At 58.6% G+C, this 26,413-nt stretch carries 33 protein-coding genes and 1 pseudogene; 3 read left to right on the top strand and 31 right to left on the bottom strand.

Annotation, left to right across the window (positions count from 1 at the left end; genetic code table 11):
- Positions 1-78 precede the first annotated feature (78 nt).
- From JQF37_RS31255 to JQF37_RS02110, 3 genes and pseudogenes are all read left to right on the top strand, one after another.
- Positions 79-225: pseudogene (locus tag JQF37_RS31255) on the top strand (helix-hairpin-helix domain-containing protein); the annotation flags it as partial.
- Entirely contained in the window at positions 218-931 is a 714-nt protein-coding gene (locus JQF37_RS02115) for a YafY family protein (protein WP_130211625.1), read from the top strand. The pseudogene JQF37_RS31255 and the gene JQF37_RS02115, both read left to right, overlap by 8 nt.
- Positions 932-975: 44 nt before the next feature.
- Positions 976-1,284 (top strand): hypothetical protein, encoded by a 309-nt coding sequence (locus JQF37_RS02110; RefSeq protein WP_130211626.1) that lies wholly within the window; start codon positions 976-978, stop codon positions 1,282-1,284.
- A 393-nt stretch (positions 1,285-1,677) separates the two neighbouring features.
- Here the strand turns inward: JQF37_RS02110 and JQF37_RS02105 are convergent, their stop codons facing one another.
- The 31 genes from JQF37_RS02105 to JQF37_RS01955 form a co-directional block, all read right to left on the bottom strand.
- Positions 1,678-1,902, bottom strand: coding sequence for a transposase (locus JQF37_RS02105; protein WP_223272751.1), 225 nt, complete (start codon positions 1,900-1,902; stop codon positions 1,678-1,680).
- Positions 1,903-2,288: 386 nt separating this feature from the next.
- Positions 2,289-2,801, bottom strand: a complete 513-nt coding sequence (locus JQF37_RS02100) for a DUF2514 family protein (RefSeq protein ID WP_204149517.1) — start codon at positions 2,799-2,801, stop codon at positions 2,289-2,291.
- Complete coding sequence (locus tag JQF37_RS02095) at positions 2,798-3,331, bottom strand: glycoside hydrolase family 19 protein (protein ID WP_204149516.1); 534 nt, start codon at positions 3,329-3,331, stop codon at positions 2,798-2,800. Before JQF37_RS02095 ends, JQF37_RS02100 begins: the two co-directional genes overlap by 4 nt.
- Positions 3,332-3,387: 56 nt before the next feature.
- Positions 3,388-3,741 carry a hypothetical protein gene (locus JQF37_RS02090; protein ID WP_204149515.1) on the bottom strand — a complete coding sequence of 118 codons (354 nt, stop codon included), beginning with the start codon at positions 3,739-3,741 and terminating at the stop codon, positions 3,388-3,390.
- A gap of 2 nt (positions 3,742-3,743) precedes the next feature.
- Positions 3,744-5,030 (bottom strand): hypothetical protein, encoded by a 1,287-nt coding sequence (locus JQF37_RS02085; RefSeq protein ID WP_204149514.1) that lies wholly within the window; start codon positions 5,028-5,030, stop codon positions 3,744-3,746.
- Between the two features lie 3 nt (positions 5,031-5,033).
- Entirely contained in the window at positions 5,034-8,237 is a 3,204-nt protein-coding gene (locus JQF37_RS02080) for a phage tail protein (protein WP_204149513.1), read from the bottom strand.
- Positions 8,234-8,827 carry a tail assembly protein gene (locus JQF37_RS02075; protein ID WP_204149512.1) on the bottom strand — a complete coding sequence of 198 codons (594 nt, stop codon included), beginning with the start codon at positions 8,825-8,827 and terminating at the stop codon, positions 8,234-8,236. The genes JQF37_RS02080 and JQF37_RS02075 overlap by 4 nt, the downstream gene beginning before the upstream one ends.
- Positions 8,828-8,883: 56 nt before the next feature.
- Positions 8,884-9,231, bottom strand: coding sequence for a hypothetical protein (locus JQF37_RS02070; protein ID WP_204149511.1), 348 nt, complete (start codon positions 9,229-9,231; stop codon positions 8,884-8,886).
- Positions 9,232-9,290: 59 nt separating this feature from the next.
- A complete protein-coding gene (locus tag JQF37_RS02065) occupies positions 9,291-9,998 on the bottom strand; it encodes a C40 family peptidase (RefSeq protein ID WP_204149510.1) in 708 nt (235 codons plus the stop codon).
- A gap of 2 nt (positions 9,999-10,000) precedes the next feature.
- Entirely contained in the window at positions 10,001-10,693 is a 693-nt protein-coding gene (locus JQF37_RS02060) for a phage minor tail protein L (RefSeq protein WP_204149509.1), read from the bottom strand.
- Complete coding sequence (locus tag JQF37_RS02055) at positions 10,690-11,019, bottom strand: phage tail protein (protein WP_204149508.1); 330 nt, start codon at positions 11,017-11,019, stop codon at positions 10,690-10,692. Before JQF37_RS02055 ends, JQF37_RS02060 begins: the two co-directional genes overlap by 4 nt.
- A gap of 9 nt (positions 11,020-11,028) precedes the next feature.
- A complete protein-coding gene (locus JQF37_RS02050; RefSeq protein ID WP_204149507.1) occupies positions 11,029-13,755 on the bottom strand; it encodes a phage tail tape measure protein in 2,727 nt (908 codons plus the stop codon).
- A 24-nt stretch (positions 13,756-13,779) separates the two neighbouring features.
- Complete coding sequence (locus JQF37_RS02045) at positions 13,780-14,070, bottom strand: DUF1799 domain-containing protein (RefSeq protein ID WP_204149506.1); 291 nt, start codon at positions 14,068-14,070, stop codon at positions 13,780-13,782.
- 17 nt (positions 14,071-14,087) lie between these two features.
- Positions 14,088-14,471, bottom strand: coding sequence for a phage tail assembly chaperone (locus JQF37_RS02040; RefSeq protein WP_204149505.1), 384 nt, complete (start codon positions 14,469-14,471; stop codon positions 14,088-14,090).
- A gap of 9 nt (positions 14,472-14,480) precedes the next feature.
- A complete protein-coding gene (locus JQF37_RS02035; RefSeq protein ID WP_204149504.1) occupies positions 14,481-15,128 on the bottom strand; it encodes a phage tail protein in 648 nt (215 codons plus the stop codon).
- Positions 15,129-15,196: 68 nt separating this feature from the next.
- Entirely contained in the window at positions 15,197-15,619 is a 423-nt protein-coding gene (locus JQF37_RS02030; protein WP_204149503.1) for a phage tail terminator-like protein, read from the bottom strand.
- Positions 15,619-16,188: a hypothetical protein gene (locus JQF37_RS02025; RefSeq protein WP_204149502.1), complete on the bottom strand. Its 570-nt coding sequence runs from the start codon at positions 16,186-16,188 to the stop codon at positions 15,619-15,621. Before JQF37_RS02025 ends, JQF37_RS02030 begins: the two co-directional genes overlap by 1 nt.
- On the bottom strand, positions 16,185-16,574 hold the full coding sequence (locus tag JQF37_RS02020; protein ID WP_204149501.1) for a hypothetical protein: 390 nt from the start codon (positions 16,572-16,574) through the stop codon (positions 16,185-16,187). Before JQF37_RS02020 ends, JQF37_RS02025 begins: the two co-directional genes overlap by 4 nt.
- On the bottom strand, positions 16,574-17,065 hold the full coding sequence (locus JQF37_RS02015; RefSeq protein WP_204149500.1) for a DnaT-like ssDNA-binding protein: 492 nt from the start codon (positions 17,063-17,065) through the stop codon (positions 16,574-16,576). The genes JQF37_RS02020 and JQF37_RS02015 overlap by 1 nt, the downstream gene beginning before the upstream one ends.
- 15 nt (positions 17,066-17,080) lie before the next feature.
- On the bottom strand, positions 17,081-18,460 hold the full coding sequence (locus JQF37_RS02010) for an SGNH/GDSL hydrolase family protein (protein ID WP_204149499.1): 1,380 nt from the start codon (positions 18,458-18,460) through the stop codon (positions 17,081-17,083).
- Positions 18,460-18,705, bottom strand: coding sequence for a hypothetical protein (locus tag JQF37_RS02005; protein ID WP_204149498.1), 246 nt, complete (start codon positions 18,703-18,705; stop codon positions 18,460-18,462). Before JQF37_RS02005 ends, JQF37_RS02010 begins: the two co-directional genes overlap by 1 nt.
- An 18-nt stretch (positions 18,706-18,723) precedes the next feature.
- Positions 18,724-19,026, bottom strand: a complete 303-nt coding sequence (locus tag JQF37_RS02000) for a hypothetical protein (protein ID WP_204149497.1) — start codon at positions 19,024-19,026, stop codon at positions 18,724-18,726.
- Between the two features lie 53 nt (positions 19,027-19,079).
- On the bottom strand, positions 19,080-20,210 hold the full coding sequence (locus tag JQF37_RS01995; protein WP_204149496.1) for a P22 coat - protein 5 family protein: 1,131 nt from the start codon (positions 20,208-20,210) through the stop codon (positions 19,080-19,082).
- A gap of 65 nt (positions 20,211-20,275) precedes the next feature.
- A complete protein-coding gene (locus JQF37_RS01990) occupies positions 20,276-21,052 on the bottom strand; it encodes a hypothetical protein (RefSeq protein ID WP_204149495.1) in 777 nt (258 codons plus the stop codon).
- A gap of 131 nt (positions 21,053-21,183) precedes the next feature.
- Positions 21,184-21,432 carry a hypothetical protein gene (locus JQF37_RS01985; RefSeq protein WP_204149494.1) on the bottom strand — a complete coding sequence of 83 codons (249 nt, stop codon included), beginning with the start codon at positions 21,430-21,432 and terminating at the stop codon, positions 21,184-21,186.
- The gene (locus tag JQF37_RS01980; protein ID WP_204149493.1) at positions 21,429-22,544 is read right to left on the bottom strand and encodes a hypothetical protein; all 1,116 of its coding nucleotides are present in this window, start codon (positions 22,542-22,544) and stop codon (positions 21,429-21,431) included. The genes JQF37_RS01985 and JQF37_RS01980 overlap by 4 nt, the downstream gene beginning before the upstream one ends.
- A complete protein-coding gene (locus JQF37_RS01975; RefSeq protein ID WP_204149492.1) occupies positions 22,545-23,939 on the bottom strand; it encodes a DUF4055 domain-containing protein in 1,395 nt (464 codons plus the stop codon).
- A gap of 4 nt (positions 23,940-23,943) precedes the next feature.
- Complete coding sequence (locus tag JQF37_RS01970; RefSeq protein ID WP_204149523.1) at positions 23,944-25,191, bottom strand: terminase family protein; 1,248 nt, start codon at positions 25,189-25,191, stop codon at positions 23,944-23,946.
- The gene (locus JQF37_RS01965) at positions 25,172-25,702 is read right to left on the bottom strand and encodes an HGGxSTG domain-containing protein (protein WP_239142496.1); all 531 of its coding nucleotides are present in this window, start codon (positions 25,700-25,702) and stop codon (positions 25,172-25,174) included. Before JQF37_RS01965 ends, JQF37_RS01970 begins: the two co-directional genes overlap by 20 nt.
- 69 nt (positions 25,703-25,771) lie before the next feature.
- Positions 25,772-26,206 carry a proteasome subunit beta gene (locus tag JQF37_RS01960; protein ID WP_204149491.1) on the bottom strand — a complete coding sequence of 145 codons (435 nt, stop codon included), beginning with the start codon at positions 26,204-26,206 and terminating at the stop codon, positions 25,772-25,774.
- Positions 26,203-26,382, bottom strand: coding sequence for a hypothetical protein (locus JQF37_RS01955; RefSeq protein WP_204149490.1), 180 nt, complete (start codon positions 26,380-26,382; stop codon positions 26,203-26,205). The genes JQF37_RS01960 and JQF37_RS01955 overlap by 4 nt, the downstream gene beginning before the upstream one ends.
- Between the last annotated feature and the right edge of the window lie 31 nt (positions 26,383-26,413).

The following is a 26,413-nucleotide window of genomic DNA, read 5'->3' as shown; positions in this document are numbered from 1 at the left end:
CGAGTGAGATAACCGAGCTGTTGCCGCACAGGTGGGCGCCCGTTTAATCACACAAGGTGTGTTGGGCGGACGCTTACCAGCAAAGCGAATGCTTGTGACATCCTGGCTCAGACATCGGCAGCAGTGGGATCGACTTGCTGGAAGAATAGCCCACAAGCTCGGGCCGCCATTAACGCGGCCATTGAGCTTGAAAAGGACTCTCAGTTGAGCACACCTAGTGCGTAAAGCTGATCGCTTATTTCAATTGGTAAATCTGATTCGTGTCCATCAGCCAATCTCTGCTGAACGACTGGCTAGCCGAATTGGCGTTTCCGTTCGCTCAATCTATCGATACATCGACGACCTTTCCTTCAGTGGAATCCCAATCTATGGAACCGCTGGCGTGGGGTATGCCTTGGATGCCGATTTTGAGATGCCGCCTTTAACGTTGAACAGGCTCGAACTGGATGCATTGATGCTCGGGATGGAAATGCTTTCAGCTTCCGCCGATAACGATCTAAGTGCTGCTGCAAGGATGTTGTTGAGCAAAATCTCAGCGTCCATAGTCCATCACAAGGTTGACCCCAGCACGGCAAAAATCAGGGCACTTGGAACAACACCTTCCTCGACGCGTGGCCATCTGGCAACCCTTCGAAATGCCATCGAAAACGCCCAGGCGCTGAAGATAACTTATACCAGCTTGGACGGTGCGGTTTCGCAACGCCTCATTTCCCCCCTTGGCCTTTTCTACTGGGGAGGAAAGTGGACAGTTGGAAGCTGGTGTAGTGCCAGGGCGGCTTACCGTGATTTTCGGGTCGATCGCATAGCCTCCATCGCTATTGCCCAACAACCATCACCCGACAATCCTGCCCTTGATCTCCAAGCGTATATGAAGCACCAGGCAAGCCAGTGGAAAGCGATCACCTCTACTGACACTACGCTGTCAGTATGAGCCACTGATAATTGGGACTCCTTAACACACAGAAGGTCATCCCTATGCAGCACTCATCTCATGTACTCGAATTAGCCATTTTCAAGGTCAAACAGGAATGCGTTGAGCAAGTGCCTGTGCTCCGCGCAGAGCTTCGTGAAACGTTAAAGACCTTTCCTGGTTTGATCGAGTACCGTGCCTACTGCCCTATGAGCGACGACCGAATCTTCGCGGACTTAGCAATGTGGGACAATCTTGAGAACGCACAAAAAGTGGCAAAGGCGTTCAACGATGGAGATCCGAGATTCTCTGAGTATATGTACGCTATTGAAAACCTGACGTTCATGAGTCACCTCGTTCCAGAGATGAGTTGACCCCGACAGACTGCCAGAGCAGGCAAGAGACACCGATGCCTTTGCTGTCAGGTATCGGTGTCGTCACTTCCAGTGTAAGTGTTCTCAGATCACCTATTGCGTAAGCGTCCAGCCAACACACCTTACGGAGTTGCTGCCGCATAAGTGGGCGCCCGTCTAACTGGCAAGGTGTGTTGGGCTAACTGGCCATCAGACACCAACCGCAAACTATGACGCTCTATGTAGGCGTTCCGGCAATACATCTTGCGGCCCATCACCAAGTGTGACGGTGTGCGTAGCCTGATACACAGAGCCTCGGCCAATTTTTCATCAATAAAATCGACCCATAGCAGACACTTAACGTCTCATTTAAGACGTGCGGGAATGTCGTATGGTGCCCGTGCCTATGGCAAGTCATGCGCATTGCGAATTTGCTCCGGACAGCTGCATGGGTAACGGAATAAATGCAGGTTGCAGCGCCGTGCTTTTCTGCGCTTGCACCCGAATCCATTTGTAGACGAGGTTTGCGTTGAGGCTATGGCTGAGCGCGATGCTGGCAATCGAAGCGCCGGGCTGGGCACACTCTTGAATGACCTGGGCTTTGAAGGACTTGGAGTAGGAACGGCGTTGTGGCTGCATGAAATACCCGCTTAAAAGGCTAGAACTGGTGCCCACTTACATTTAAGTGCACACCATGTCTTGGCTTCGCAGGGCTGGGTAGATGACTTGGCCGGACGGATACGAACGCTTCACTTTTTTTAGCCCAATAAAAAACCCCGTAGACGTTAATCTACGGGGTTTCTAATAGTGGAGGCCGAGGTCGGAATCGAACCGGCGTAGGCGGATTTGCAATCCGTTATCGGCCCCATATTTCATTGGGCCTCTACGATCAAGCTACTGTATTTATTAGGATTTTGTAAAACATGCTGTATATCCATGCAGCAGTATATGGGACATCCAGTGTCCCAGGATTGTCCCACGCCTAATGCGCCCTCCTCCGGCGTCCTGCCGACCGAACACAATCCCTACTTTGAAAGACCATCATACGCCTGCTCGCAGGTCACTCCCCGGGCTCTGGCTTGGTCAGCAACTTCAGCCAGGTCGCCCGCTCGCTGGTCAGCGCGCTTGAGCACGTCGGCAAGCACCGTTGCGGCGCGGGCAGCTGCCTTGCTTGCGGCGGCAGTGCAGGAATTGCCGCCGGCTTCACTGGCTGCGAGTCGAGCGGCAAGCTTGTCGGCTGCCCCGCGCAGGCCGTCAGCAGAAGCGCGAGCAGTGGAAGCGTCAGCAGTCGCTTGGTCGATGATTCGTTGGCCATCTTGCACCGCCTTGTTGATTGACTGTTGATAGGCCTGCTCGAGCACACGGGCGGCAGACTCATTTGCGGCCCGGGCAGCTTCGTCCCGTGTGTCGCGTGCGTACCATTGGGCCTGCCATTTTGAATCCGTGACGGTCACGCCATGGTGATAGGCACCAAACAGCGCGCCGGCCACCAGCGCGAGCGCCGCTATATAAGGGAGGAGTCGAAGCAAGATGCTCATGCCAGCACCTTCAGCGCGGCGGCGTAGAAGGCTTTCCGCTCGGCCAGGCCGTTTACCCCGCCGTTGATTCGCTTGGTGATCCCAACGCAATCGCCAGCATCTGCCAAGGTGTTCAGCCCATGCGTTGCCCAGAACCAAGCCGCCGACATGCACGCATGTTGTGGTAGCTCGAGCAATTCGGGATGGCTGATCAGGTCCAGCGCCAGTGCTTCACCGCACGCAGCATAGTTCGCCCGGCCAGTTACCTGGATCAGGCCACGGCCTCGGAACTTGAATCCATCACCGGCTTCGGTGTTGCCAAGGTCCTTCCTGCCCTCATACCGCGCCTGAGTCGGTGTAGGTCCCCACAACTCGCGTACGTAGATCAGCTGGCCCGACTCATGCCCGACCTGAGCAATGAACGCGGCGACCCGTTTGGTGCCGACGATCTGGTAGCGCTGCATCGCCGTGTTTAAGACAGGTGCAAAAACGCCGGCTCGTTTGCCGGCGTTCGGGAGGATCTGCAGCAGCTGCTGCGCGGTGATTGGCATGGCTTTCTCCAGGCGTAAAAAAACCGCTCTAGGCGGCCGTGGTGTTGAGGTAATTTTTATGCCGGGCGTACTGGCCGGCTGGCAGAGTCTGGAAAGTGCTCTGCGCCATCGACCCAGGCGCGCAACTTGATTCGGTAATCTCGCCACTGAATAGCTGTTCCTGGCAAAGCAGTCGGATCGCCATCCTCGACCCGCAGCAGCTGATCAGCTACCAGGGTTAGCTCAACATCACGCCACTGGTATTCTGTTACAGCGGCATCCTGCCTATCTGCCGATGAGTCTGGTGACGGGGTATTCCCGCTATCAAGCCAGTTCTGGTACTCAATCCAATCCAGGTTCATCGGATCTGATGGGATCTGCGCCGAATCCAGAACCCTTGTCACAAGCCCACTTTTTGCTAATACGTACATAATTAGAGGTCCGCCGAAAAGATTCCTGTGTGGTCACGATGCACGCAACCGCGCCCAGCCGTCGTCGCGCCTCCAGTGCCATATCCCATCCAGCAACCATCAGCTCCGGCATTTACCATGGTGATAGATGTTGGAGTGCCAGACGCAACACCATCCACGAATATTCCGATTGAGAGCAGGGTGAATGTCGGGGCAGCCCGCATCACTACAGGGTGCTTAACACCGAAATCCCCACCACCACCATTCGAAACCCCGCTCTCGCCATTCGCGACCCACTTTCTTGCATACCTCTGGCATAGAGATAGCTCCGCTGCAAAAGGGCGCTTATCGAAAGGTGTTGCGATCGCTCCAAGCTCAAACTGGACGGCTGTATAGGTTCCACCGGTAAATCGGATAGTTACATTGGTGCCCGCTGTAAGAGAGCCTGTCTGCCCTTTATTTGATATTGCTGTGCCATTGACGGTGGCGATTGCAGTACCTGTCCATGACAGCGTATAGACCCCGCCCTCGATCGTGTTCCCTTCGATAACTTGCTCAACGCCACCGGCAGGAGCGGTCATGACGAAACCGATCCCACTTGCCGTAAGAGTCAGGCTCTGCCCTGAGACAACGACTTTCATTCGGTCGACAGTAAACTGATTGGCAACCGTTGTTGCCGTTCCAGATACATAGCCTCTCTGGTTGACGGCGCCTACTGGGTTGAGGAACAGGTTCTTCCCGCCAGGAGAAACGGCAAGCCCGCTTGCTGGCGTATAACGAAGGCAGAACCAGTTTCCAGATCCAAGGCTAAGGAACTCCGCCACGTCGTTCGCCGCCGTAGTGATATTTGCTCCTGCTGGCAGAATTAGTGATGCGGCATTATGGGTAAGCACCAAGGCACCAAGAAAGCGAACTGTCCGCCTGGCGCCAGCGGCAATTGTTCCGAGCCCGGTAATAGTGGTGGTTCCACTAATAGCGACTACGTTCGATGTTGCCGCGCCGATGTCTGTGGTGGCCGCCGAGGCAATTGTCTGGGTCGGAGCGTCGTTAATGGGGCCGGTCATAGTGCCGCCAGACAGCGGTAGATCGCCTGCCGAGTCTATGGGGCCCCTGTCTAGCCAGGCAGAGTTCGCAGCATTGCGTTGCTTCAGTCTGCCAGTTCCGGTATCCGCCCATAACTGGCACGGAAAGGTCGTACTCGGGGCAGACGCTCCGCTGCTCTGTGATGCAAGCGCCTGCAATGCGGCGTTCATGTCGGTGCGGAATGTCAGCCCTGGACCGTTGGCAACGTCCATATCGTGCTGAGACATAAATCAGTACCCCTTTGAGATGTAGTCAATCGAGCAGCCTGACTTGGCGACCCCACTGGAATTGCGTATGAAGACCGTGAAACCGGTGACGGTCTTGGCGGAAACATCGAAGTAGTCGCCCGGGGAAAGTCCTTGCGCGGTCAGGCTGACCGCCGGCGGTGCATTGAAAGGCGGCGTGTAGCTGATAACCAACCCACCCGCCGGCACTGCCAGATCGTTACCGCTTTCAATGCGATCAGGCATGTCGATCACGACCTCAAGCTTGGAGATGTCGATCCAGTTGGTGGTCTGCTGCACCGATCCGCGAAGCTGGAAATCGAACTGGCGCGCACGATAGTCGCCAACGACAAATGGTTTCCAGGCCGACCATGTTGCAGGCGAGACGTCCGAAGTGCGCACCCACAGCGACAACGACGCACCGTTAGGTGGGTCGCCGTCGATGCTGGTCAGCGCGTCGAAGTCCTGGACCGTATCGATGTAGGTGCCGTCGTCATACAGATCCGCCTCGACATCAGCTGTCAGGCGGCAGTCGTAGACGTAGCCTAGATCGGCCGGAGCCGCAAAACTGTACGTCGCCGTCAGCATCGAACCACCGAACTTGTCCACCTCGCCGAGCAACGCATCAACGTCCGGCACATCGTCGAAATATCCGGCACCGGTCATTTTCAGCACGCCGTCTGCGGCCGACGCATTGACCGCTGCGCCATGGAAGGTCGGCGATTCGGTGATAATCAGTGCTACGTTAGCCGGAAGCGGCACCTGCGCGTCCGACCAAACCTCGGCGATCGGACCGCCAACGCCTGAAGAGTCGACCGCCCGCGCCAGGTACTTGCCGGGCAGCAAGGCCACCACCGAAGAAGTCGAGCGCCCCGCTACCTCGGTCAACGGCAACGCCGTGTCCCAAGTCGCCGAGACATTGCGCGAGTGCCGAATGTTGATGCTGCCACCGAGCTTCACGTCCAGTTCTGGCACTGGCTCCCAGGCCAGCGTGGCCACACTGTTTATGACATCCAGTCGCAATCCAACCAGTTCCGAAGGCGGAGCTAAAAGTGCTTGAGCGGAGTACTCCTGAGATGAGGCCTGACCCGCAAGACCAAGGACCGACTTTGGCGTGACTCGAACAGTCCAAAGGCCTGAGGAAGCCGAGTCGAAATCGATGCTTGGCGTCGCAATTTCGGCGACATATTCCCAATTACCGCCCGGTTTCTTGACTTCAACCTGGTAACGCATCGCACGCGCCGGTGGCGTCCAGCTCACCGATAGGCGAGCTGCGGCCAATCCGGTTCCGGTGTCATACAGCGATTCGAGGAAAGTGAGCTGCCCCATAGCATCCGGCGCAGACAGGTTCACATTGCTTATTGGGTTGTCGACATCCGGCGTACCAAACTCGACCTCGTCGAATTTGTCAGGGTCGAACGCCACGGCGCTGATCGCATAGGTGCCGTCGTCGCCTTCGCTGATGCCGATGACACGGAATTTCTGCGTCTCCAGCGATGCTGTCGAAAACGCCCAAGGCGCACTGGCCAGAGGTGCTGAGGCCAAAGGCGGCGATACTGTGATGGAAGTTGCTCCCGCTCCTACAGTCACGGCAGCGGTCGCGTACGATCCATCCGGCATCACCACACCCACTACGCCGGTGCCGACCAAGCCGATCGGAGCATCCAGAAGCAGGTTAGAAGCCGTGCTGCCAGCGAGCAGCCGTCCACCGTTGCGTGCGCCAGCCCGATGGGCATCGGTAATATCGATGATGTCGCCCGGCAGCGGGATGGCCCCATCGGCGCCAGAGGCGAAGGTGACCGCCTCGCTTTCGGCGTACAGTAACCAACGACCGAGACGACGTGCCTGACCGCGCGATGTGCAGCCAATGGCTACCACGTCGCTCTGTTGAATCCGATTCCACTTCGCGATCAAATCAGGCCGTTCAACCACCTCAACCGACTGCTTGTATTGCTGCAGCGGGTCATTCCAGGTGACAGCCGCTACGTTGTAACGCTGATCGGAAGCTACCGACTGGTAATTGAATTCACCGCCGACCACGTTCGAGTTGTTGAACAGATAACGGCTGGAGCGCGGCGCATCCTGTACGGCAGTCAGCGTGCCGCCAGCCCAGAAGCAGATAGACCGGAACACCGACACCATGTCGTTGACCAGCTTCCAAGCATCCTGCTGGGTGGTGAGTGCCAGATTGCAGGCAAAACGCGGCTCAAGACCACCGTAACCGTCCGGCACCAGAGCGTCGCAGTACTGAGCAATGCTGTAGAGCGCGTATTTATCGATTAAGGTCGAGTCGAGCAAGCCACCCAGTCCATAGCGGGTATTGGTGAGCATGTCGTACCAGACCCAAGCCGGGTTGTCGGTCCAGGCACGCTGGAACGATCCATCCCATGACCCTGCATAAATTCGGGTGTTGGGGTCGTAGTTGCTCGGGATCAACACTTTCATCCCGCCAACCATGAAAGCCATGCGTGGGATGCTTGAGAACTGCTCAGCATCGATCGATACACCCAACAACGCGGTGTTCGGGTAGCGCAGCTTCTCATCCCACAGCAAGGTGTAGCTGTCAAAGAAGGTCCGGTTTTGGATGGCAGCGCTGCCCGAGTCCGCGGATAAACGAGTGAGCCGGATGTAACGCGGTAACCCGCCGGACGGCGGAAGACGCAGATAATAGGAGAGCTGAGTGCGACTCATGGTCTTGCCACTGATGGTGATGTCATCGCACAGACCAAACCAGCCGCCGGTACCGAGCTTTCCCTCGACGCGGAATATGGCGCTCGAACCGTTGGTATCACCATTCTGTGTATTCTGTTCAGACAGCTGCGGCACGCTGACCGTGATTCTCACTGCGTCCACATCGGTGTCTGTAATTGCGCGCTCAAGCGCCACGTTGAACTTCATTTCAACGCCGACCGACTGCTCCGCCTCCAACCCTGTGATGGGCAGATAGGCCTGCCATTGCGTGCCAACGCGAGAATCAATGCTGACGTTGGAGAAGTTGTAACTGCCATCGGCGTTCTGCAGCGGAACATCGTCAAAGAAGATGCCCTGCGGCCCACCGAGATACCCAAGAATTTCGCCCTCGCAGATCGCGTGAAGAATTCGTACATGCTGACGCGAGCGCAGGCTGTCCGGCGCCTCAACAGCGGCGCGCGAAGAGCTGCTGCCTCCCCCGCTTTTTCCGCCCTTCCTACCGATGATTACTTCACTCATGCAGGGATGGCCTCCGCCCAGGTACCGACCGCGATTACGCTGGAGCCCACCAGCATCTTCCCGTAGATGACCGGAACAGGAAGGCCTTGCTGCGTCGAGTTGAACGCGCCATTGAAGAGGTAGCTGGGTTTGTTTTCGGTGCTGGCTTGTTCTTGCTGGCTGGGGGATTTTGGAACCGGTGACAGCATCTGCACGACGCCACCAAGGGTCATCGCGATACCTACTGGCAGAAGCGCTTGGAAGCCAGGAATGAACGAAGCAACGATCAGCGCAACACCAACAATGGTCTGGAACAGTCCGCCGTTTTTGCTGCCAGAAAGGACCGGAACGATTCGAATTTCTGTCGTCCCGCTCAAGGTGAACTCGCGCTCGCCGACGTTCTCGCGATTGCGGAATATGGCGTAGCGAAGACCCTTGCGCGCGGAGTCACGGATGAAATCTTCGAAGCCTGGGATCGTGTGCCTCAGGGCGCTGAACGCCTCAATAGTCGTGCCGGTCTCAAGGTGTCTGACATGCTCGCGACCGAAAGCTTGTGCCAGGCTGCCGGACAGCAAAATGGTGGTCATAGGCTGGACATTGGCAGCGCACATACTTTTCTCCAGGCAATAAAAAACCGCCCGGAGGCGGCTTTGTTGTTCTGCCCTATCTACAGGCAGCGATTAAGTGATTCGGTTACTTTGCTGCGCCCAACCTGCTGCCAGGCCATTCGCTGGTAGAGCTTGACCGTGCTCCCACTCGCAGTGCGCTTGATGTCGAGAACGTCGTTTGTCTGTCCGTTCATCTCCCCACCCGATACGAGTCGATAACCGTCTGTGGTTTCGCTCATCGTGGCTGTCGATTGGTATTCCTGCCAATCTGGATAGACGCAAAGGGCGAATGTCTTCGGGTCTTTATTGGTGACCTTGGAAACCGCTGGATCACCTTTCAGCAGATCGTCCGGCGTAGTGCACCCCGCCAGCGCGATCAGTGCCAGGGCTGTTATAGCTTTCCGCATTGCTGAGCCTCCATGTGTTTTGGCGACTCTAACAGGCAAAGACCGAACAAATACAGGGTCTATCGTTTGTAGCGCATGATGTGGGTGGTGCATTCCCGATAGGCGCGGCCGTAGACTTCTTTGCAGCTCAGGCGGCCGTACAGGTGGTGCAACAGCACGTCACCCTCCAGCCAAATGGCACCGTGGCACGGAGTCGGGCTACCGATGGCCATGACTATCAAATCGCCTGGCTCTGGAGTGGATACGGGAACAAAGCCGGCCCGCTCGAAGTTGTCGACGTACAGGTTTTCGCCGTTGTGCCACCAGTCATCCTTGCGATGGTAGTTAGGAAGGATGATGCCGAGCACCTGCCGGTAGTAGTCGCGGACCAGGGTGTAACAGTCGATCACGCCATGGACAAAAACCCGGCCTTCGAGCGGCATTTCGCCGGAGGCCGGCATTTCGTGCCAGGTTGCAGCACCATCCTTCAGCCCGACAATCCACCAGGTCATGCGACTGGCCGCGTGACTCGCGATATCGTGCAGGCTTGGCTCGGGGCCGGCATCAGGGTGCGAATGCACCACCGCGAAAATATCACCCAGATCTTCCGCCGCCGCGTAGTCCTCGGGGTGCAAGATGAAGTGATCCGGCTCTTCCGACTGATTGCGGCACGGCACATAGGACGGCTTTCCGCGCACGCTGACGACCAGGCCGCATGACTCTCGCGGGTACTCAGCCAAGGCATGCGCCTCGGCGTCAGCCCGGCATTTCTCGAACAGTTTGCTCATGGTCAAAGTCTCGGAACGCGGGCAATGCCCGGGAAGCCGCCAAACGGAAGCTCGCCGAACTCACCGAAGCGTTTTTTGCAGCCCCGCAAGGTACGGCTGCACTGATCCTTGGCAGGATCGCTGGTTGGGTTGTCGGTATAGTCCGCGACCGGCCCGCCGGCATAACCACACTCACCAGAGCGATAGGCCCACAGGCAAGTGCCTGCCACCACCTGACGGCGTGGCAACTTGACGCCCTCAAGGTCCAGAGGCGAACCCAGCGCGAACTCAATCGCAGCAGGCGTCTCGTTAACCTTGCGCGTGATGAACCAGGTTTCGACTGGATAGTGTTCAGCAGGGTTTGCCGATGGGTTTCCACCAGCAAAGTTAGCCGCATCCAGATACTTGACCAAGGTCCGATGGCGCTTGAGTTTTACCCAAAGCAAATCGTCGTACTGACGGCACAGCGCAGAGATAGTGCCACCGAAGTTTCCGACCTGAAGTTTTGGTCGCGCTGGCTCTCCATCACTCGGCGTGCCGAACTCAACGGCATTGATTGGCCAGGGCGTATAGACGTTCCCCTGCCACACAACTGACCCAAGCGTTTCGTTCACTCCAGCATGAAAGCGAAGCGTCTGATCTGACAAAACCAGCTCGAACCCTTCCCAGATCGACATGCCATTCGCGAGCGCGAGCTGACCCTGAAGCTCGCTCATTCGAACACCTCCTCAAAGGTCGCAGACAGGCCGTCAATGCCTTTGGCGATATTGGTTCTCGTCCACTCGCGGCAGACATACTTCCCTGTTGCCTGGCCTGAGTGTACGTAGTCAAAAGCTTCAATCGCGCCGCGAGCCTTGAGAAATGTATCGATGGCCTCGATCTCTGCCTTGGGCCGCTTGAACGTCAGGGCGAGCTTGCGCGCCTGCTGGTTGATACCTCTACCCTGCCGCTGTTCGTAACCACCGCCGAACTTGATGACGTCAACATTAGGTGTGATCGTTTTGGTGGCGTCATAGGTCGGAACCCATGTAAATGTCGGCATGACGCCTCCTTATGCGAGCTGGCCGCCGTTACGGCGTGCGGTTGCTATTTCCTGCCTGACAGTGACCTTGATGGCCTCGGCCAAGCGAACAGGGTCAACCCCTGACGCCCCGCTTTCCCGCGCATCTACGTTGACGACGATTGGCGTTTCTCCGCCGCCACCTTGCGACGCAGATCCGTCGGACGAGCCGACATAGCCGCCGTCCGCATAGCCGCGCTTGTTCAGGCGCTCTAGGTATCCGCGCATACCGCGCTGCTGGACCACCTCTTTACGGATCACCACCTCACCCTTATGCACAATGCCAGCAGGCTGATACTTGCCGCCGTCGCCGGTGTAACCACCAGCATCGAAGCCGTAGGCGCCGGTGTAGGATGCTGAGCCCCCGGAAGATGCTCCGCCAGCCGCGCTTGCGGCAATACCGAACAACCCGCTCAGCGCCGACGAACTGGCCTGCCGCACTGCTATACGGGCCATGTCCGACAGAACGGATTTCGCGAAGTCGGAGAATGAAAGCTTCCCGGTGGTGACAAACTGGACAAGGGCGTCCTCGGCCGAGGTGAAGGCGTTGGTGAGCAGGCTTTTGGTCTGCCCGGCCACATCGCGCGTCGATTCCAGGTAGTTTTCCCAGGCTGAAGACGCGCCGGCGGTCCAGCTACCCTGCGCAGAGGTCATGTCGTCGTAGTTGGCGATCACGGTGTTGCGCAGATCTTGCTGACTCTGCGCAACGGCCTTCAGCTTGGCGTTGTACTCGTCGAGGCTCATGCCGCGCGAGCCGTCGCCGTACTGGTTGGCCAGATCGATACGCTGGGCATTGGCCTTGTCGTCGATGCCATTGAACTGGCTTTGCAGCCCTTTCTGCCGGTCACCCATACCAAGACTTGCCGCCTCGCGCTGCCCTTGCTGGCGAAGCGTGATGTTCTGTTGATTCAGCGCGTCGGTGTAGGTCTGGATTGCCAGCTTCTGTTTATCAAGGCGCTCCTTCTCCTTCAGCCTCAAAACTTCAAGTTGGCTATCTGAGTCTTTCTGCGCCCTGACCATCGCGCTCTTTGCATCAGAAATCTTCTGGTCGAGCTGGATGCTCTGCTCTGCAGTTGTGCCCTTCTGAGCCTTTACCGCCTCAAGTGCTTTGATCTCGGCCTGATAGGCAGAGGTCACCTCTTCCTTTTCAGCCTTGATCAGAACTGCGCGTTGAGTCGCGTAAGTATCCTGTGTGATCAGGCCTGCCTTCTGCTGCGCCTCAAGCTCCTTCTCAGAGTTCGAGTAGGTGGCTTGCAGATCCTTGATCGCGTTCTGGGCGTCGTTGTATCCGGTCAGGTTGAGTTGTTTGGCGCCGCCAGATTTGGTTGGCTTGCCGTTGATTCGCTCGAACTCGACTTTCTTGGCCTGGGCGAGTTGCTCTTTCGTGTACGCCGTGCCGCGCCGTGCCGCTGACTCTGCGTCCTTGTCGATCTTGGCGTAGGCTGCAGCGGTTTGCTCGGTGAGCGACTTGCCTTTGTCTACCAGCAGGTTCAGTCGTTGGCGGGCCTGGATCGACCGCTCTTCAGCGTCCTGATCATCCTTGTTGGCCTGGGCACGACGGCGACGATCCTGCTCCTCAAGCATCAGGGAAGCACGCTGCGCCTCAATACCCGCTGCACCTTGACCGCCAGTCCCTCGCGGACCTGCACCCAATCGGGCGGCGTTTGACGCGGCGGTCTCAAGCTCGGCCAGTTTCTCTTCGTAGGTCGCTTCACGCCCAACATCAAGCGCTGCATCCCAGGCCCAGTTGGCTGCCTTGGCGACTTTATTCCATGCGCCCTCGATCAAACCAAGGCGCTGGGTGATCTGATCGCCGCGGCCTTGAATGGCGTCGGCAACCGCATCAGTGGCCAGGCGAACAGCCTCGGCCTGCTGACCTTGTTTCTCCAGTGCGACGATCTGCTCGTAAACCGAAGCGGTCAGGTAGTGATACTGCTCGTTGAGCTTGATGGATGCTGCTACAGGCTCCTTGGCGATGGAGGCAAACTGCGCAACTGTTTCTTCCACCGCCTTGCCGGTCGCATCCTTCATCGTCAGGGCGGCTTTGGTGATTTCCTCGAAGCTGTAGGCTGCCACGTTGCCACTGCCGGCCAGTTGCGCCAACACTTCAGCAGCAGCACCGGTGGTGCCGATGGTCGAACTGATCTGCTTGGCCAGCGAGGCCAACTGATCAGCGCTGGTTCCGGCAGCATTGCCAGTCAGGATCAGCGCCTTGTTGTACGCGGTCGCCTCTTCGCTGCCTTTGTAATAGGCAAGGCCCAATGCAGCAGCCGCAGCCGCAGCCAGGGTGAATGGATTAATCAGGCCGGTGACGTATCCGCCCAGTGCCTTGGCAGCTGGAACTACGCCGCCGAACATGTCCTTGAGCTGGCCGCCCTGTTGCAGGAGGACCTGCAGTGGAGCCTGGCCGCCTTGAAGGCTGGTGATGATGTCCGTGACTTGAGCCGGCACGCCGCGCAACGCCGCAGCAGTTTGCGCCGCTGATACGCCCGTGGCCGCAGTCTGCTTGCCGAGCTTGGCCGTGGCCGCCTCAGCCGCTTTCGTCTCCGCCGCCATCGCCTTGATGGAGATGCTGGCCTTCTTGCTCTCACCGGACAGGCTCTCCGTTGCCTTCTCGGCCTTCGCGCCAGCCTGCGCCAGACCATCCAGCTCCGTGGACGCCTTGGCTACCTCACCGGTCTCTACCTTGATACCAAGGCTGGCGATGTCTTGTGTCATGCCACTCTCCTGACAATAAATTCACTACGCCTCAGCCATGACGGCGAGCGCTTCGGCCTCCATTACTTGAAGGTCAGGAAATAGTTCGTGGATTTGCCGCTTCTTGATGCCGATGAGGATGGCAACCTCGCGCACGACTGAGTAATCCAGTCCGGTGGCGCCGCCCGGCCCGGCGCGCCACTGAGTGCCGAGTGCATTGAACAAACGGAAGACTGGCCAGTTGTCTGGCCAGATCTCCACGTCATCCTCTGCAATGTCGGCCAGCGTCAGGCCCAGCTTCGCCATGTCTTCGGCTGTGGCGCGCGGCTCATACATCGCGCGCGCTGCGGCTATCAGTTTCCCCGGCTGGCGAGCTCATAGGCCTTTTTATAGGCATTGAGGATTGCCGACGGAGCGCCTACACAGGTCAATGCCAGCTCGGTCAGGGACTCTTCGCCAAACTCGTCGTCGAAACCCCAGCCGACAATGATTTCCTTGAGCTGGCCAACTTCAAGCCTCACCTGTGCATCGGTTGCTTCTTCCCATGTGGCTCCATCCTTCATGGACTCAGCAATCAGCGCGTCACGCTCCTTGTTCCATTTGTCGTGGTACTTCGATAGCTCCTTGCGGTCGCGGTACTTGAACTCGAATTCGACTTTGACAGGATCGAGGCCGACGCGCGGAATATCGACTTCAGCCTTGAACGTGGCGTTCTGGGCAATCTTGAAACTGGCCATGTAGTTTCCTTACGAGGTATAGCGGGTGGCGGTGGCTTGCAGGGCCATGGAAACAGTCTTGGTCATCACGTTGTTGCGAGAGATGGCCGGCTGTTGCGAGAACGAGGTGTAGACGCCGTAGTAAATCTTGTCGGTTCCGGGCAGGTTCATGCGCGCGGCCTGGATGGTCCGGGCAGTGTCGGCAGCGGTAACGACCGGCACGTATGGCAGCGCCGGGTCATCGGCGACGGTGATGGTCATGCTGGCAGCAGACTTGTCGGTCGGGATCTGAAAGCCCTGCTGAGCTTCGAGGAAGGCGACGTCGGCGTAGTTCTGCTCGCCGCCGGACGATGCGAAGTCGGTGATTTGCGGGATCTGCACCCAGGTCAGCACCTTCTTCAGGGTGCCGGTACCGGAGCCTGCCGGGTAGACGGTGGTGTCGGTAGTGTCGATCGCTTCCAGGGTGATCGCGGTGGCAGTGGCAGCCTTGACGCGCACGACCTTGTTATTCAGCGCGGTCCAGCCGGAAGCAACCAGCAGAATGTCGCCGACAGCCAGAGTAGCGCCGGTTACGGTGCAAATTGCTTCGGAAGCGTTGGAGATGGCAGAGAACGGAAGTGCGGCAGCATAGGTGGCGGCATGTTCGAATGTCGCACCGTTAGGTAATTTGACGCTCATGGGGTTTCCTCTATGCAGAATGACAAAACCCGCTCAATGGCGGGCTCTGGGTTTGCCCAATGGGCGGATTAGGTGGTGGTGTCGGCCCGGTATTGGAACGACAGCGGCAGCGTTGTAGTCGTGTCGCCCTGCTGGTCCGGCGCAGTCGCCATCGGCGAGCGGACGTAGACGGTGAAGGTTGTTTTCGTCAGGGCAAGGTTGTTCGGGAACAGTGCGGCGATCTCGTCGGCAATCCCTTCAGCAGTGCCGCGGCCAATCCCGGCCTTGGTCACAATGCTGATCTGGAAGACGCCTCGGTAAGCCGTGTGCTTGCCTTCCAGGTCCTCGCTGGTCGTGTTGGCCGGCAGCAGGAAGGCGCGCAGGTAAGGCGAGCCGTCAGCCGGCGGCGTGAAGGCGACGTCTTCATAGGCAATCGGCAGCGCCGGAACCCGGGCAGTCGCCCACGTCTTCAAGTGGCCTTCAAACAGGCTGCGGATGATCTTGTCTGACATCAGGGAAGCTCCGCGATGGCGTCATTAATGTAAGCCTGTGCGTCAAGCACAGATATGCGCGTCATGCCGGCCGGGGCTTGTGTTGAGTGCCCATATTCAAGGGCCAAGCTGTAAACAATATTGTTCATCAGCCAGATAGTGCTGACTCCGCTTGTGAATCCTTGGATTACAGCCGCGCCAGCAGCTTTTGTGTCGTCGCCAGACTTATCAATGCGATCCAGCACGCCGGATTTTGGAGTATCAAACGATACCTGCCAATTGCCCCTGAACCTGCCGCCGACATACCCCTTTCCGGCGACAAGATCCATGCTGTCATTGATCTTGATCCCAGGCTTAAACAGCCCCCTTTTATTGAGGTTGGCCGGGTCATTCCGCAGTTCGGCGTTGAGACGGGCGACTTCATCGTTGTACTGCCTGGCTACTGAGTTGGCAGCCCAAATTTCTGGTTTACCGACTGGAGATCGATCAATTACGTCATTCAGCAGGTCGATGGCGACCTTCTTGATCACAGTCTCGGCATTGGCATTGGCCTTCTCGGCGAACGCCTTAAGATCCAGTGCGAAGCTCATCTGCGCACCTGCACACTGAATCCGACCGCGAGGCCGGCGTAATCCCATGGGTCAACGTTCTGCACCGTGTAGGTGTCGCCGTCGAACAGGATTTTGTCCTGGCTGATCGGCTGCGGTGTGTCGGTCCCGTCCAGCAGCAGCGGCGAGACCAGAATCTTCACGTCGCCCTGCTTGATGCGTGATCCGTCGATATCGCGCTGGTTGTAGTTCTCGCGGAAGCCCGATCCGTCGTATTGATTGGTGGTTACTGGGGTTGTGCCAGTGTCAGGTTCATATTCACCGGTCGTGACGCGGAGCAGTGACAGTTCCAGTCCTTTGCCGCCCTTACTGCGAGGCGCCAGCATTCGTGCAGCGCTCGCCTTCGCCCGATCATAGATATCTGACATCAGCTTCTACTCAGTGAGACCTGGTTGGATGACTGCAGAAGCCCAGAGAACTGCGCATAGGACTGCCGAACAGCGGCAGGCTTGCTGATGATGGGGCTTGCAGTCGAGTACTCGGTTTCAAGCGGGCCTACCTTCTCCCGGCTGATCGCGCCAAGGCGTTGCTCAGGCGGTGACAAGTCGTCGGCGTGAATCTCGGTGGCCAGGGCCATTTGCCCGGCCTTGATCTGTGCCGGGATGGAGTCGGATGGGAGCACCCAGCCATTCCGGCAGACGTTGAAGCGTGGCCACGCCAGCGCCTGGTCACGATTGACTGCGCGGCCCTTCCAGTTCAGTGCATCCATCTGGAGCGCAGCCCGGCGCAACAGTGCTTCCTGCGACGGCGTATCAGCCGGAATCACCCGGCCGAAGTTCGCCGCGTACGCCACCAGTTCTGCAGCAGTGGCAAATGACTCGGCGCCGGCCACGATGGTGCCGTTTTCAATGATCAACATAGTGGCCTCATGCGGTTATAGACCGAGCGCGGTGGTGTAGGCAGGAATGGCAAAACCAGCAATGGTCACGTAGCCCGCTGCGTCTGGGTGGGTTCCGTCGATGGTGGTGAAGGTGTTCCAGGTGCTCGTATCGATCCACACAAGCTTTGGATTCGCCTTGGCGTCCATCACTCCCTTCAGAATGACGTTGGCAGCATCTACTGCGGCCTGGGCACCAGCGTTCGGCAGGATGCCTCGGCACAAGACCTTGCCATAACCCTTGGCCAGCAGCTTATCGATGCATGCCGAGTAGTCGGCCTGATCAGTCGCATCAATGCCGTCCGTTGCGCTGTTGCCGCCAATGGCCAGGATTGCAACGTCGTCGGCGCCGATTGTTTTCAGCGGCAACACGTTGTCGAGCAGCGTTTTCATCCCGGCAATGGTCAGGCCACTGATCCCGTTGGTGCTGCCGACGAACCCGAGGGCCGCAGCCACGCGCATGGTCTCCGTATCCGCCGATGTGGCGCCTGGCCCAGAACCGTAGGTGATCGAGTCGCCGTACTGATCCAGACGCCGACGAGTGCCGATGTCCAGAAATGCCGAGTCGGCCGACACGCAAAAGGTGCCACCGGTTGGCACTTGGTTGCCGTCGTCCCAAACGTTGTACGTCGAGACAGACCCGTCGCACGGAATGATCAAGGCGCGCGGTGGGAAATCAGTCTCATCTGCGACAGAGTAATACGTAGCCGCCCCACCGTTCTTGCTGACACCCACCTTGCGGGTTCCGTTTAGCGTGACCGCCAGCTTGGTGAATGCACCTTTGATCTTGACCGAGTTGATGCAGGACCCGTAGGTGGCGCCCTTCGGCGTTGTTAGCGACGGCGTGTAGTTTGTCGCGTTGGCGATGACTGCGCCGTTGTACAGGCCCAAGGATGAATCAGCACCTGTCTCGATCTTGCCGACAAAGGTTTGCAGTGCCGGAGGTTGCCCAGTCACCGCAAGCACGTTTCCGGACGATGCGATGTACGGAGCGCTTGCCATGGCGGCAACCCAGCGCACTTCGACGAATCGGGTGGCGTGCGGCAATCCAGTGAACAGGGTATAGACCGATGCAGTGTTCGGCGCGGCGGCAAATGCCCCGCCATCGATGGCCACTTCCATGGATCCAGCGTTATCGCCGAAGTCCGTGGGGTTGGTCAGCTTCGCCTCGGTACCGGTGATATACCCGCACCACAGAGTCAGTGCGCCACGGGCATAGATGCGCGCCGCATTCTTGGTCGTGCTGACCGAGCCGGTAAAGCCTGGTGAAACCTGCGCCGAAGTGAAGTTGACCGTTGTAGGGGCTGGCAATGAAACGCTGCCATTGGCCCCGACGCCCTTGACGCCGCGCCAGATGCTCGCGCCCAGGCCGATCATCAGTACATCGCCACGATGTTGGAAGCAGTCGTACCGGTAGACATCACTTTCTTGGCACGAATTGGCAGGATCTGCCCGGCGGATACCGCAACGAACACGACCGAAGCGATACCGTCTTCAGGCACGATTGCTACGTTGCCAGCTGCCCCCACGTAGAGCGAGCGAGGCAGCGGCGACAGCAAGGTAGTATCGCTCGGGGTCACAGCGTATGCAGATGATGCAGGGCTGTCGGAGGTTCTGGACATTGCGGCGATCCTTTTGGATTAGGCTTCTTTCCAGCCAATCCGCTTGTGGTCAGCGAGGGCGGATGGATGAACTTCGAGGGTTTCGCCGTCCTTGGTCACTGCAATCAGGTGGGAGTTGTCCACCTCTTCTTCGTCAGGCTTTTTGGCGGCGTCTGCCTTTGCCAAAACCTCGGCGTCAATCGCTTCCTGCGCCTTTTCGGCGTGCGCCGCCTGCTCTTCAGCCGACAGCAGCGCGAATTCTTCGGCCTTCAGGCCGCTCAGCTCAACGACCTTTTCCAGCAGGGCCTTTGCTGCTTTTTGCTCTTTGGTCAAACCAGCCATGATTCATTTCCTCTTGAGCGGACGGGGGCCGAAGCCCCCATCCAATTCAGGCCTTAGCCCATGACGACGGCAACGTGCTCGCCCTGAACGACTTTGAAGCCGTAGGCGATGTGCAGCTGCCAGGTGGTCATGCCGTAACCAGCGATTTGCAGCAGGAGATAAGTCATGCCGAATTTATCGCTGATCAGGGTCTGGCTGATGATCGGGTTGGCCGGGATGATCGGCGCGCGCATCACACCCACAACAGCCGAGCGCTCGAACGCGAGGTTCGGCACATAGTTGTTGCCGATGGTCATGGCGTTGGCGGTCGGGATCACGATCTGGGCGCCTGGGCGACCGAGAGTGATGGTGCCCGGAGCAGCCACGCCGTTGTTCACGACGTACTTGTTCGCGGTATCGGCCGCGAAGGACACGACGTCGCCAGCCAGCACGGTGCCGGAACCGGTCACCAGCGCAACGCTTGGCACGTCGATGCCGGTCGAGCCGGAGGTGACGTAAGCGGTACCAGTGCCCTTGGTGTGCGCGGTGATGCCGGCAGACTCGCGGATCGAGAAGCCAAACTGACGCAGCAGATCGCCGGAACGACGCTCCTGGTCATTACCAGCCTGATACGCCTGCTGGATGATGCCGAGCTTGCGAGCAGAGGTACCAGCGCTCGAATCGATGCAGAGCTGCAGGTCAGCCATCGGGGCGCCGTTGTCGAACAGCACCTTGCGTACGTCAGGGATGATGTTGATGTCCGAGGCGAACGGGTTGGTACCGGCAGTGCCAACAGCGCGGGTTGCGCCGACCTTGATCGCGGTGCAGGCAGCGACTTCGGCTTTGTTACGCAGAGCACGCATGCCCTGGGCGATCATCTGACGAACCCACTCCTTGTCGGAGCCGGCGTTTTCCAGCGACTTGATCTGCTCGCCGGTCAGGTTCCAGTCGACGTAGTCGGTGTTGGTGATCTGAACCGACACACCGTCAGCGGTCGCGTCGTCGCCGGTTGGCATTGCCATCGACGGGGTGAAGGATTTGACAGCACGGATCGGTGCGACCGGAACCTTGACTGCGTCACCAACGGCAACGCCTTTGTCGTCAAAGTCAGCGGTGATCGCGGAGATCACGCCGAACGGTTCGTTGGATACTTCCTGGGCGGCGCTGTAGAGAACCGGCTGGAGAGCGGTGAAGATGTTGGCCATGTGGCGGTTTCCTTATGGCAATAAAAAACCCGCTCATGGCGGGCCTGGGAGTTGGGTTTTGTTGATCAGCCTTTGATGCTGACGCCGCCTTCCATCGCTGCAGCCCGCTGCTTGGCAGGGAGCGCATCGAATTCAGACTGGGTCATCACCTTGGAGCCATTCCCGCCACCGTGGCCCGCGCCACCGCCGTTGCCGGTAGCAGGGAACCAGTGAGGACGAGAGTCCTTCATTTCCGCAAACCACTCCTTGAGCGTCAGCGGCTTGCCGTCTTTTCCGTACTTGCCCTCGCGGGCGACGGGGTTGCCGTCGTCGTCCAGCTCGAAGTCGCGGGCTGCGGCCAGCATCGCGTCTTCCATAGCGAACTTGTGAACGCCGGCTTCAGTTGCTGCGCCGACCACTTCGCCCTTGAGGACGCGCGAGGCGAACTTCTCGGTGCGGCTGGATGCGTTGGCAGCTGCGTCTTGAGCCAGCTTCAGGTCTTTCTCGAAGCCGGCCTTCATGCGGTCAGCACGCTTGGCCAGGACGGTATCGATGTCGCCCTTGGCAATCAGTTGGGCTTCTTCGTCGCTGGCAAACTTCGAGAGAATGCCGCGAACAGCATCGGGGTCGATGCCTTCGAAGGACTTGAGCTGGTCACCAGTGGCTTTCAGCTTGCCCAGCAGTTCGGTGTTCTTGGTCTTCAGCCCGGTTACCGCTTCACCAACGCGAGCGTCGATGATTGCCTGAAGTTCAGGAGTGATTTCCGGGCCTGACCCGCCACCACCGCCACCATTACCGCCGTCACCACCTTCACCACCACCCTCTTCCGCCATCAACGGATACCACTTGCCGAAAATAAACATCTGCTAACCCCTTGGGTCTGTTGGCCGCCTGGCGGCAAATAAAAAGCCCCGTCATTGACGAGGCCTGTGTAAATCGCGGGCATAAAAAAGCCCCGGCGGATGCCAGGGCTGTTTGAATTCGTTTTGTGACGCTACAGCGTGACGCGCTCGCCTTTGAGCAGACAACAGACGCAAAGCAGCGCCTTCGTCCCGCCAGTTGGCTTGCCGTTCTTCATCAGGACGCCGATCTTGGTCTCGATCACTTCCCTGCCCCCGCAGCGATGGCACTGAACCATCGTCGCAGGCTTGGGCGTTGCACGCACACGACGACGCACCTGCTCGGCCGGGGTATCCGGGGGAGCGGTGCCGTCGATGACGTGGAAGCGGGGTTTGTCGGTCATGCTGCGATCTTAGCAAAGGCCGCCGCGTCACGCTCGCGAATCTGGTCCAGCGTCATCCACTCACCTGTCGGCGTGTAGAAGTCCTCGAGGTCGAGCTTGCCATCCTTCAGCAACTGATACCTGGCCGGGCCGAGTACCTCGATCTTGCGGGCGTCCGACTGGCGATTGAGCCATTCGCTGTAGGTGGTGTTCGCCGGGACCTGGCCGTCCATGCTGGCGCGCTGGGATGGCGTCATCTCGTCGATGTTCATGCCCAGCTCTTTCCAGCTCTTGGTCACCGGTGCCGACGTCGACCGGCAGCACCAGTGGATCTTGCCCGGGCCTTGCAGCCAAGGCACCTTGTGGCCGATTGGCTTGTGCGTTACGGCGGTGTATTGAAGCTGGTCACGAATCCTGCACATCGGAGAGGTCTTGTTGTCGAGGGTCGAAACCCAGCGATCTGCCTTGATGATCTCTTCATTGGCCTTGACGAACTCGTCCCGCGCAGTCGCTGCGGTGTGGCTGACCGCTGTCCTGACGACACTCGCAAGGTCTTTGCGGGGCCGCTCAAGGAAGCCGTCGGCGTATCCAGACGCCCTGGTACCGCGAATGCCGCGAATGATCTGGTCAGTCGTCTTGCCTTCGAGGTAACCGGTGCGGATGGCGTTGCGGACCTTGACCATACGGTCGGCGGCGATCTCGGTCGCCCAGTTACGCAGCAATCGGCCCTGGAACGGCCGCGCCATCGCTGCAGCATAAGCCTGCTCGGAGCTGACGCTGGCAATCGGGAAGCGAACCAGCACAGGCTCTGGAATGGTTGTCTCGAACAGCGCCTGCTGCCAGTTAACCTCGTAGCCCGCCAGTTCCTTCAGGTCTTTCTGCAGCTCCTGGGCGACCTGTGCATAGGCCTGAGTGTTGATCAGCCTTACCTGATCCAGCAGCAGCTCCAGCCGCTCAACCGTGAAGGATTCAGGCGGCAGGCGCTCCAATGCAGCAGCCAAGGCCGCCGATAGGTCAGCATCAGACCTGTTCAGCAGCGAGATTATCCGCTTGACCACGCCAACCTTGTACTTTTCGAGGCTGACCGCGTGCGCGATCTGCTCGTCTTCGAGGACTTGGTTGACGGTTGGCATTTACAACGCTCCGAGGCTCGGCCCCTGTTCGGCGATCTTGGCTTTCTCTTCTTCCCAGTCGATGTCCTGCGACACCACGTTGCGGCGCTGAAGCTCTGAGAACAGCGTCTCGTCGGAGATCTTGCCCTGCGTGGCGAGGTTCAGCAGCAGCGGCAGAGTCGTTTCAGGGATGAAGTCCGAGTCGAAGTTGCCATTGACCTGGACGTGACCGCCCTCGCCCTCGCCAGTGAACTCGGCGAAGAACTGAAGCACCTGATCAAGCGTGTCTTCCAGCTGGCTGGCCATGGTTTGCAGCGGGCTCAACTCTTGAGCAGACTCTTCCTCGGCCTGGGTTGCGGTCTTCACCGCCTGCTTCTCCTTCTGGAGCAGCTTGGCGCCGGCGATCCGCATCTGGTCTTCGAGGTCAGTCAGTGACGCCTGTCCAGCCTCGATCGATTTGCCGGTGTGCTCCACCCACTTCATGTCGCCTTCTTTCGGCAACTTGGTGGCGGACGCGGTGCCGACTTTCAGCTCCCACGTAGCGTCATCGACCCCGATGATCGCCAGCATCGGCACCCGGGCGACGTGCAGGATGTTGTCCTGATCGCTCTGCGACTGCCAGTGCTTGACGTTGAGGTGGGCCAGTTCGAGCAATGGCGGCTTGGCCGTCATGTAGCCCGTGCGTCCGGTGTACAGGGTCGACAGCGGGATGTGCTTGAGGGAGTTGACGCCCTCGTCGTACAGCATCCACGCGGTTTCCTTGTTTGCGGCCTCCTTCTTGCGGTAGACCGACCACTTGCCCGGTTCTAGCACGCGGATCTGTTCGACGCACTTGGTGCCGAAGATGCCGTCGTCCTCTTCGACCGATTCCATGTAGCGGAACTGGGTCAGGACGTGTTCGCCATCGGCCGAACTGGATCTCCAGCCAATCACCTGCTGAGGTCGGATCATGACCACATAAGGGCGAACCCCTGCGGCCTGCTCGTCAGCCTTGGTAACGATGGTCTGGTTACCCTCGGCGTCAGTCGTCTTCGGGTACTCAACCAGTACATGACACAGGCCGTGCGACAGCGCCACAGTAAAGAAAGTCTGAGCCCAGATCTGCAGATTGTTGCCCTGGCGGTCGAAGTTCTCGGTGTAGGCCTTGATTGGATCAGGAACATCCTCACCCAGCACGATCGGCTCGGCGAACACGCGACCAGTGTTGTTCTTTACCGTCTCGCTGTAGGCAGGCAGTAGCGTGGACAGCTTCTTGCGATTGCAGTAGTCCTCGGGTTCTTCCTTCGGCCACTTCGGCAACAGCTGCTCGCCAGCCTCGCGCATCGCCCGGGTGCCGCCCATCAAAGGTTCGACGATGGCCCAGTCTTCGCGCATGGCGTCTACTGCCGGTAGCGTTTTGCTTGGGTCATCGGACATGGCTTTAGATTCTCAAAGGTGCGGTGGATGCGGTGCGTTTGACGATCGGGAACAGGTGAGCCAGCGGATAACCTCCAGCGTCGATGACGTGGTCGATTCCACTTGTCTTATCCGGCATTCCGTTTTTGTCGTAGGCCTGCTGTTCGAGGCCGTCAGTCAGATGCGGGCAGCGGTTCGTGTTGACCTTGAATCGCCGCTCGCCTTGTCCGTTGAGGATCAGTGCGTTCACGGCGTTCACACGGTCGGCAATGGCTGGGTTCGTCGAGTTGACGCGAACCGTCAGGCCGGCCTGTTTGATGATGCTCAGGTCGGACTCACTCGCGTTCTTGCTGCTGGAGTTCTGGCCGGAGGCGTCAGGGAAAACCTGAACGGCGTGACCCTTGAGCTTGTAGCGCTCATTAAAGATCATGACCATCTGCGGCGTGTCGCGGCCGTCTACGATCTCATCGACCGCAATAGGCCAGCCATCGCGCAGCACATAGACCACAGCGCTCATCTTCAACCGGTTGAAGTCCATGCCGATCAGCACTGGCTCGCCGTCTTGCAAGGTGGCGTCAGAGTGGTTGAGCACCCGATCAAAGTCCGGGTAGACGCTACCCGAGGTCAAGTTGGTGAACTTACCTTCGAGGTAGGCCGAAATCAGCGCGGCTGGGTAACTCTCGCGCAGGCTCTGTTCGTAGTCTTCTGGCAGGAACGGGTTTGAACTGGTCGCTGCCTGGATCATCACGTAGCCAGGCTTTGGATTGCGGCCCCAGGTGTCATAGACGAATTGGTAGCCTTCCGGTGTCGTGTAGGCAGACACCCGGTTGAATGGTTGCTCTACACCATCAGGACGCTGCCTGTTCCGCGCAATGATCTTGCGCCAGGCCATCTGCGCCTGAACCTTCTTCAGCGTGTCGATCTCGTCGACGTGCGCCCGGTATGACTCGTAACCAATGATGCGGGCAGGATTCTCCAGCGTCCGCAGCACGAAGTCGCCACAGTTGGGCGAACTTGTGTAGATGATGTTCTCTTGCTTGTTGTACTTGTACCGAATGCCCATGTCCGTGAGCTTCTCTTCCATGCGCGGGGCAAGGATGAGGCGCACAAGGTCATAGGTGGGCTCGTACAGGGCGATCAAGGCGCTTGACGATGCCAGGGCGTCTCTCAGCGCGCAGTTGGCAAGAGTTTCAGTCTTGCCCGTGCCAAACCCGCCGACGAATGCCGGGTATTTCTCAGTGAGTTGGTAGAAGTCAGCCTGCGGCTGCGTCATTTGCACCCGCAGCGTCCTTCCTTCCACCTACCACCTCGATCTCGATTCTGGTCACCGGTGGCAACTCTGGAGGATTAGTCTTGAGCAGCTCGGCGCGGGTTCGCTCCAGGCTTTCGATGCGAGCAGTCAGGCGATCGATCAGGCCGGAATAGTCCCTCACCTTGCTGGTGGTAGTTGTCCCGCCGTGCTCGCCCGTCTCATGCTTCTCGCTGTCGATCTCCAGTTCATTGCCGAACTCGTTCTCGCGGCTCAAGGCGCGCATCAATCGAATGCGCGTCAGGCGCAGCTCATCATCGACGCGACCCAGCTCAATACTGGCGAGCGCATCGTTCTCTTCATCGGTCAGGAACTTGCTGTAGATGGAACCAGGACGAGCGGCGTTCTTGTTGCCCCGCTGTTCCTTGGGGCCTGAACTCTTGCCGCCGTGCAGCTTGCAGCGAGAGGAACCCGGTATTGCGTGACGCTTACATGGTTCCCCGTTGCCGCGCTTTGATGCGCCGCATAGGGCCATAGTCAGCCTCATTCATGGGGTTGGTTTTCGCAACGATTCATTCAACGTCGTTCGAACGTCATTCAACGATCATTCGATTGGCTTGGTCACGGTGAGCGTTCTGATCTTGCCGCCAGTGCCGCAGTCGCGCTTAATCGCCATCTCGATGGCTTGGTATGCGGTAGCGCCCATGTCGAAGGCTGTCAAAGCGTGGTCTGCCCCGCTACCAATGGCATACGGCCTGTCGAGCACCACAGGGCTTTTCCAGACCTTGCCCTCGTCATAGCCGATCAGGGTGATGTTGCCGTCATGCAGAACCAGGGCATTCGCATCGCACTCGCCAATGACCTCTTCGCCGAACCATGCACCCACCAGCTCATTGATATCGCCAGTAGAGCCAGTACCGAAGAAGCACACGCCTTCACGCTCGCGCATCTTGTCGAAGTCGTCGTAAATGATGGTGCTGCCGCGCGAGACTCTGCCGTCATAGGCGATGATGCCGTCCTTGTAGGCGATGGTCGTCATGGCTTAGCCTCTTCACCTGGTTCGATCTCGCGGTACCGGATCGCCTTTCTGGCCTGAGCCTTCAGCTTGTCCTCGTCGACGTCCATGTTGATCAGGTAAGCGAAGGTGTTCACGGCTACCACGTAGAAGCGGAACCACCATGGGTGATAGGCCTGTAGCACAAGTTGTCTGGCCATGGCGATCACCCGATGTGAAATTAAATGCGAG

The sequence above is a fragment of the Pseudomonas sp. MIL9 genome, assembly GCF_016887925.1.
Taxonomy (GTDB): Bacteria; Pseudomonadota; Gammaproteobacteria; order Pseudomonadales; family Pseudomonadaceae; genus Aquipseudomonas; species Aquipseudomonas mohnii.
Note: the sequence above shows the minus strand (reverse complement) of the source record. Positions and strands in the feature narration are given on the sequence as shown.